The sequence below is a fragment of the Vibrio sp. 10N.286.49.B3 genome (genome assembly GCF_002873395.1).
GTDB lineage: Bacteria > Pseudomonadota > Gammaproteobacteria > Enterobacterales > Vibrionaceae > Vibrio.
Genome location: NZ_MCUV01000074.1, coordinates 1 through 5,759, shown reverse-complemented (window position 1 = coordinate 5,759; position 5,759 = coordinate 1). Strand labels below are relative to the sequence as shown.

The following is a 5,759-nucleotide window of genomic DNA, read 5'->3' as shown; positions in this document are numbered from 1 at the left end:
TGGGCTTTTTTACGTCTGTAGAGAGTAGCTGGGTTTTCAAACTGATAGAAACACAATATACGGATGAAAAAAATAGCAGCTTAGAGCTGCTATTTTTTATTTGATATGGTTTATTTATAAAAGCTGTTTTAATATTTTATCAGCTTTTACTCGAGTTATTTTCTTTAATAACTTTTTCACCGCTGATGGGTAATCTTCAATTTTTTCAATCTGCTTGTAAGTGCAAATCAACTGAGTATGTTGGAAAATATTATCAAACTCAGCTTCAAATTTTGGCATCAGAAGATGATGATGATCTTGGATGAAAAGCCCATTTTCTAGATCAAGTTTCCATGCTCTTGGGTTTAGATTATTCCCCGTTAGTAGCATGTAGCGCTTATCGACCCAAACGCCCTTCAGGTGGAAGCTATTGCTATCGTGTTTCCATAAGTTAATCGAGAGTTGGCGACTCGCAATAAACCCTTCATGTGCCTTAGCAAAGCGACGTAGGTTAACCTCATATAGGTAAGGTAAGCCTCCAATGGTACGAAACTCTTCCTCTGGCGAGATATAAAAATCATTCGCCGTTTTATCTCCGATAACGAGTGACACTTTTACATCACGCTTCAGCGCTTTCTTTACTTCCTTCGCGACACTCTTAGGAAAGTTGAAATAAGGCGTGCAGATGATAACTTCATCTTTGGCTTGCGATATAAGGTAATTGATACCTTGATTGAGTACGTTACGACGCTTGCCTATCCCAACAACAGGAGTAACTGCCACTTTATCGCTAGGGACACTTTCATCATCAAACTTATACTGACTACGCGCTAGAGAAGAGCGAAATTGTCGGATAGCTGACTTGATCGATTTTGTACTTGGGTTCGACTCATTAGAAAGATCATGTACAGCAGGGTTAGCTATCATTTCATTTTGAATATACTCAACCATGCTATTGGCTAATACCGAGTTACTCAGAACATGGTAGCGATCGAAGCGATATCTATCCTTAAAGTTAAGGTAAATATTATTTAAACTTGCTCCGCTGTAGATCACCTCATCATCAACGATAAAGCCTTTTAAGTGCAGAACGCCGAATACTTCTCGACCTCGAACAGGGATGCCATACACTGGCACAGGGTGCGTATATTGCTGACGAAATGCTTTATACATAGAAGCATTTCCTTCAGAAGCATCTGCTCCAATTAATCCACGTTGAGCTCTATGCCAATCGACACAGACGTTGATATCTAAGTTAGGATTTTTCTGCTTTGCTTTATAAAGAGCATCGAAAACCTCTCTACCTGCTTCATCATCTTCAAGATAAAGAGCAACAAGGTAGATTCGATTACGTGCATTCTCAATACTTTTGAGTAAGTGAGTTCTAAATTCTTTAGCGGAAAGTAGTACGTCAAACTTATTCGGGTCTTGAGCAATAGTTGGCAATTGTTCGAATGGATTCCTACTTGAAATCATATTGTCTGATTTACCTTAAAAAAAATTTAGCAAAATACTGAACCCCTTATTTTACCAAAGACTAGACTCACTATGCCAGAAAAGCCGAGTTAATCTTTAGCCCTGCTTTGTATAATGCATAGGAATGAGATCTTTACCACTATTAACGTAACGTGTGAGCATATCGCGTAAGTGGTTTGGCAGCGTTTCTATCTCTATGGTAGAAAAACCATGTTGGCTATAGAAATTCTCTAAATGACTATAAGCAAAGCAATAATCGGTATCACTAAGCACATTAGCACAGCAATATTGCATTAATGCGTGACCTACTTTAGCTTCTCGATAGCTAGGAATGACAAGCATCCCTGTCATGAGTCGATAACTGCCGACAGGTCTAAAACGGACTAATCCACATATCACTCCACTATGAGAAGCAGTAATGGTTAATTCATCTTTTTTAGCTTTGCCACTTGGGTAGTGTGCTTTATAGATACGTTTAATTAGCGGTATTTTTATCGGATCAAGTTGTTCAAAACTCAGTTCGTACATTATGTCACTGCACCCTATGATTAACTGCGGTAGAATGGAGGGAGTTTAAGTTATCTATTTAGTGCTATGCAAACAATACTCAATGCTAATCTACAGCCATACCATACTTTTTCTATTCATCAACAGTGTGATGTTTTAGTCGAGGTCAATTCCGTTGATGACGTTATTAATGTTTATCAAAATCCTGACTGGGCTAACCTACCAAAGCTAATAGTGGGTAAGGGCAGCAATATTCTTTTTACCGAGCACTTTCATGGTGTGGTAATTGTAAATCGTTTATTAGGTAAATCTTACCAAGTCAAAGATGATGCTTACCATTTGCATATTGATGGTGGTGAGGATTGGCCATCACTTGTGGAGTGGAGCATTGAAAATGGCATGGGAGGGCTTGAGAACTTAGCATTAATTCCTGGCTGTGCTGGTTCGGCTCCTATTCAAAATATCGGAGCTTATGGTGTTGAGCTTCAAGATGTTTGTGATTACGTAGATATCTTATGTCTCGATGATTTTGTTATTAAACGATTATCAAAAGAAGAATGCCAATTTGGTTATCGAGACTCTATTTTTAAGCATGAGTTATATGATCGAGCTTTTGTTGTCGCTTTAGGTATAAAGTTGCCTCGATCATGGCAGGCAAACATTAAATATGGTCCTTTACAGAATTTAGCGAACGATCAAGTAACATCAAAAGCAATATTTGATGTTATTTGTAAAACTCGGTTAGAGAAGCTTCCTGATCCAGAATTACTTGGTAATGCCGGCAGCTTTTTCAAAAACCCTGTGATCACCAAAGATCAATTTGATCGCCTTGTCTCTAATTACCCTAATGTTCCAGCTTACCCTGCTGACGGAAAAGTGAAGATCGCAGCCGGTTGGTTAATTGATCAATGCGGTTTGAAGGGCGTTATGTTTGGCGGGGCTCAGGTGCACCCTAACCAAGCCTTAGTTCTCGTGAATAAAGACCAAGCGACTTCTCGTGATGTCATTGAGTTAGCTAATCACGTTGTTATAACCGTATTGAATAAGTTTGGTATTAAGCTAGAGCATGAAGTGAGATTCATGGGGCAGAGTGAAGAGACGACATTAGCGCATATTTTGGGGCAAGGATGAAAGAACCAACAACAAAACTCGCGATATTAAGTGCACTTTCTGATGGTGAGTTCCATTCTGGAGAAGCACTCGGCAAAAGTCTTGATATCTCTAGAGCGGCAGTAAGTAAGCATATTAAAAGCATTCAAGAGTGGGGTGTTGATATTTTTCGCATCCAAGGAAAGGGCTATCAGTTACCACAACCTTTAAACTTATTACGTAAAGAGAAGCTACAAGATAAGTTATCAGTTCCTTTTGATCTTATTCCTATTATTGATTCAACAAACCAGTATTTGCTCGATAATATTCAGCAGCTCACATCGGGTACGGTTTGCCTATCAGAGTATCAATCTCAGGGGCGTGGTCGGCGCGGTAGGTATTGGGCTTCACCTTTTGGTACTAATCTATACTTATCTATGTATTGGTGCTTAGAAGAGGGAATGGCTGCCGCTATGGGGCTTAGCCTGGTTGTTGGTGTTGCTGTTGTTGAGGCGCTTGAGTCACTTGGCTTAGAAGGTGTGAAATTAAAATGGCCAAACGATCTTTATTATCAAGATAAAAAGTTAGCGGGCATATTGGTTGAAATGTCTGGGCAAGCTGGAGGGCCTGCACATCTGGTCATTGGTATGGGACTAAATATATCAATGCCAGCAGAAACCAGTGGGATTACTCAACCATGGACATCACTCTCTCACATTAATCCAACCTTGCCAGATCGTAATGATATCGCGACAACGATAACAAACTCATGGCTAAAAACTTTAGAGCAGTATGAATCGCAGGGAATGAAAGGTTTTGTTCCACGCTGGAATCAATACGATAACTTTATTGGTAGAGATGTTCGTTTGATTATGGGTAAAAAAGAGATCGTGGGGACAGTTCGAGGCATTGATGAGCAGGGAGCCGTTCTTTTAGAAACCTCACAAGGGATTGAATCTTTTGTTGGTGGAGAGATCTCACTGCGTAAAATTGCGGATTAAAAAGTCGTCTCGCACCAATAATCGGTTATGCTGTATTGGTGCGGTGGTTTAAAAGGTTACTTTCGTAGCAAGACTTCTTCTACGCTATGGTTGTCGCCTTTACGTAAAATCAATTGCGCTCTATCTTTGGTTGGTAAGATGTTTTGCGTTAAATTTACACCATTAATCGTTGACCATATATTGTGGGCCTTTGTCTCTGCTTCATGAGCGGAGAGTTGGGTATAGTGGCTAAAGTATGAGCCTGGTTTTTTGAATGCACCTTGGCGAAACTTCATAAAGCGGTCGATATACCACTTTTCAATTAATGTTTTATTGGCATCAACGTAAATAGAGAAATCCAAAAAATCAGAAATAAAAACACGATGTTCTTCATTCTGAGTTCTATTGTTATTTTGTAGTACATTCAACCCTTCAATAATGAGCACATCAGGTAGATCGACTACTTTCTCTTCTTTAGTAATGTTATAGGTCAAATGTGAATAAACAGGGGCAGTCACATGTCGTTTGCATACTTTCACGTCTGAAATAAACTTAACCAAGCGCTTCGTATCATAGGATTCTGGGAACCCTTTCTTACTCATTATTCCACGCGATTCTAGCTCTTCATTTGGGTATAAAAATCCATCGGTGGTGATGAGTTCAACTTTAGGGTGATTTTCCCAGCGAGAGAGTAGCGCTTTAAGCAGACGAGCAGTGGTACTTTTACCAACAGCAACACTACCAGCAATACCAATGATGAATGGTGGAGCATGGTCTGACTGTGAAAGGAAGCGATCAAGAACCGTATTTCTATTTTGTCTTGCAGCAACATAGAGGTTCAGCAAGCGAGAAAGGGGAAGGTAGATTTCAACCGCTTCCTCTATGGTTAAATTTTCATTAATCCCTTGTAGCTCAAGAAGATCACTTTCTGATAGCGTCATAGGTACGGAGTTACGTAACTCTGCCCATTGGGTGCGATCGAAAGACATAAATGGGCTCATAAAAGACTCTAGGGTTAAATAATGAAAAAAGATGCTTGAAAAATACATCAACCTAAATCATAAATCCAATGACTTCACGTACAGTTTTGAATGTTATTTCAAAAAAGGTTGAAATTAGAGTGTACTGGATAAAAAAAAGGTGATTTTTTGGCTTTTTTTTACTTTAACTATTGCAAGGTGGAAAATCATTCAATAGAATGCGCTCCACTTGTGCCGACTTAGCTCAGTAGGTAGAGCAACTGACTTGTAATCAGTAGGTCACCAGTTCGACTCCGGTAGTCGGCACCACTCTTTCTTTTTAGGGAAGAGAATAAAAAATTTGGAGGGGTTCCCGAGTGGCCAAAGGGAGCAGACTGTAAATCTGCCGGCACTGCCTTCGATGGTTCGAATCCGTCCCCCTCCACCATATTCTAAAGGTTAAATAGCTCTACAGAGTTACGTTGCGGGCATCGTATAATGGCTATTACCTCAGCCTTCCAAGCTGATGATGCGGGTTCGATTCCCGCTGCCCGCTCCAACTACTCAATTCAGTGCTGATATAGCTCAGTCGGTAGAGCGCACCCTTGGTAAGGGTGAGGTCCCCAGTTCAAATCTGGGTATCAGCACCAGCTCAAGCCTATTTTTTCCTTTTGATAAATAAAATGCCATATTTTTTGGTTGCGTGGTCATAAAACACCACCTAATCCGTACCTAGAGGGTCTCTCCATGTCTAAAGAAAAATTTGAAC

General features: G+C 40.0%; 5 protein-coding genes and 4 tRNA genes. 6 read left to right on the top strand and 3 right to left on the bottom strand.

The features are described from left to right. Nucleotides 1–114: 114 nt before the first annotated feature. Nucleotides 115–1,455 (bottom strand): CDP-diacylglycerol--serine O-phosphatidyltransferase, encoded by a 1,341-nt coding sequence (pssA, locus tag BCU68_RS16550; RefSeq protein ID WP_102565833.1) that lies wholly within the window; start codon nucleotides 1,453–1,455, stop codon nucleotides 115–117. Nucleotides 1,456–1,551: 96 nt separating this feature from the next. Further along, on the bottom strand, nucleotides 1,552–1,983 hold the full coding sequence (locus tag BCU68_RS16545; RefSeq protein ID WP_102565832.1) for a GNAT family N-acetyltransferase: 432 nt from the start codon (nucleotides 1,981–1,983) through the stop codon (nucleotides 1,552–1,554). Between the two features lie 66 nt (nucleotides 1,984–2,049). Here BCU68_RS16545 and murB point away from each other — a divergent pair, with 66 nt between their 5' ends. Next, nucleotides 2,050–3,093, top strand: coding sequence for a UDP-N-acetylmuramate dehydrogenase (gene murB / locus BCU68_RS16540; RefSeq protein WP_102565831.1), 1,044 nt, complete (start codon nucleotides 2,050–2,052; stop codon nucleotides 3,091–3,093). Then, complete coding sequence (gene birA, locus BCU68_RS16535; RefSeq protein ID WP_102565830.1) at nucleotides 3,090–4,052, top strand: bifunctional biotin--[acetyl-CoA-carboxylase] ligase/biotin operon repressor BirA; 963 nt, start codon at nucleotides 3,090–3,092, stop codon at nucleotides 4,050–4,052. The genes murB and birA overlap by 4 nt, the downstream gene beginning before the upstream one ends. Nucleotides 4,053–4,108: 56 nt before the next feature. Here the strand turns inward: birA and coaA are convergent, their stop codons facing one another. Then, nucleotides 4,109–5,032, bottom strand: coding sequence for a type I pantothenate kinase (gene coaA / locus BCU68_RS16530; RefSeq protein WP_102565829.1), 924 nt, complete (start codon nucleotides 5,030–5,032; stop codon nucleotides 4,109–4,111). A 212-nt stretch (nucleotides 5,033–5,244) separates the two neighbouring features. Here coaA and BCU68_RS16525 point away from each other — a divergent pair. From BCU68_RS16525 to BCU68_RS16510, 4 genes are all read left to right on the top strand, one after another. Beyond that, nucleotides 5,245–5,320 (top strand) — tRNA-Thr (locus tag BCU68_RS16525). A gap of 33 nt (nucleotides 5,321–5,353) precedes the next feature. Continuing rightward, nucleotides 5,354–5,438: transfer RNA gene (locus BCU68_RS16520), tRNA-Tyr, on the top strand. Between the two features lie 36 nt (nucleotides 5,439–5,474). Further along, nucleotides 5,475–5,549, top strand: a tRNA-Gly gene (locus BCU68_RS16515). 15 nt (nucleotides 5,550–5,564) lie between these two features. Then, a tRNA-Thr gene (locus BCU68_RS16510) sits at nucleotides 5,565–5,640 on the top strand. Nucleotides 5,641–5,759: the final 119 nt, after the last annotated feature.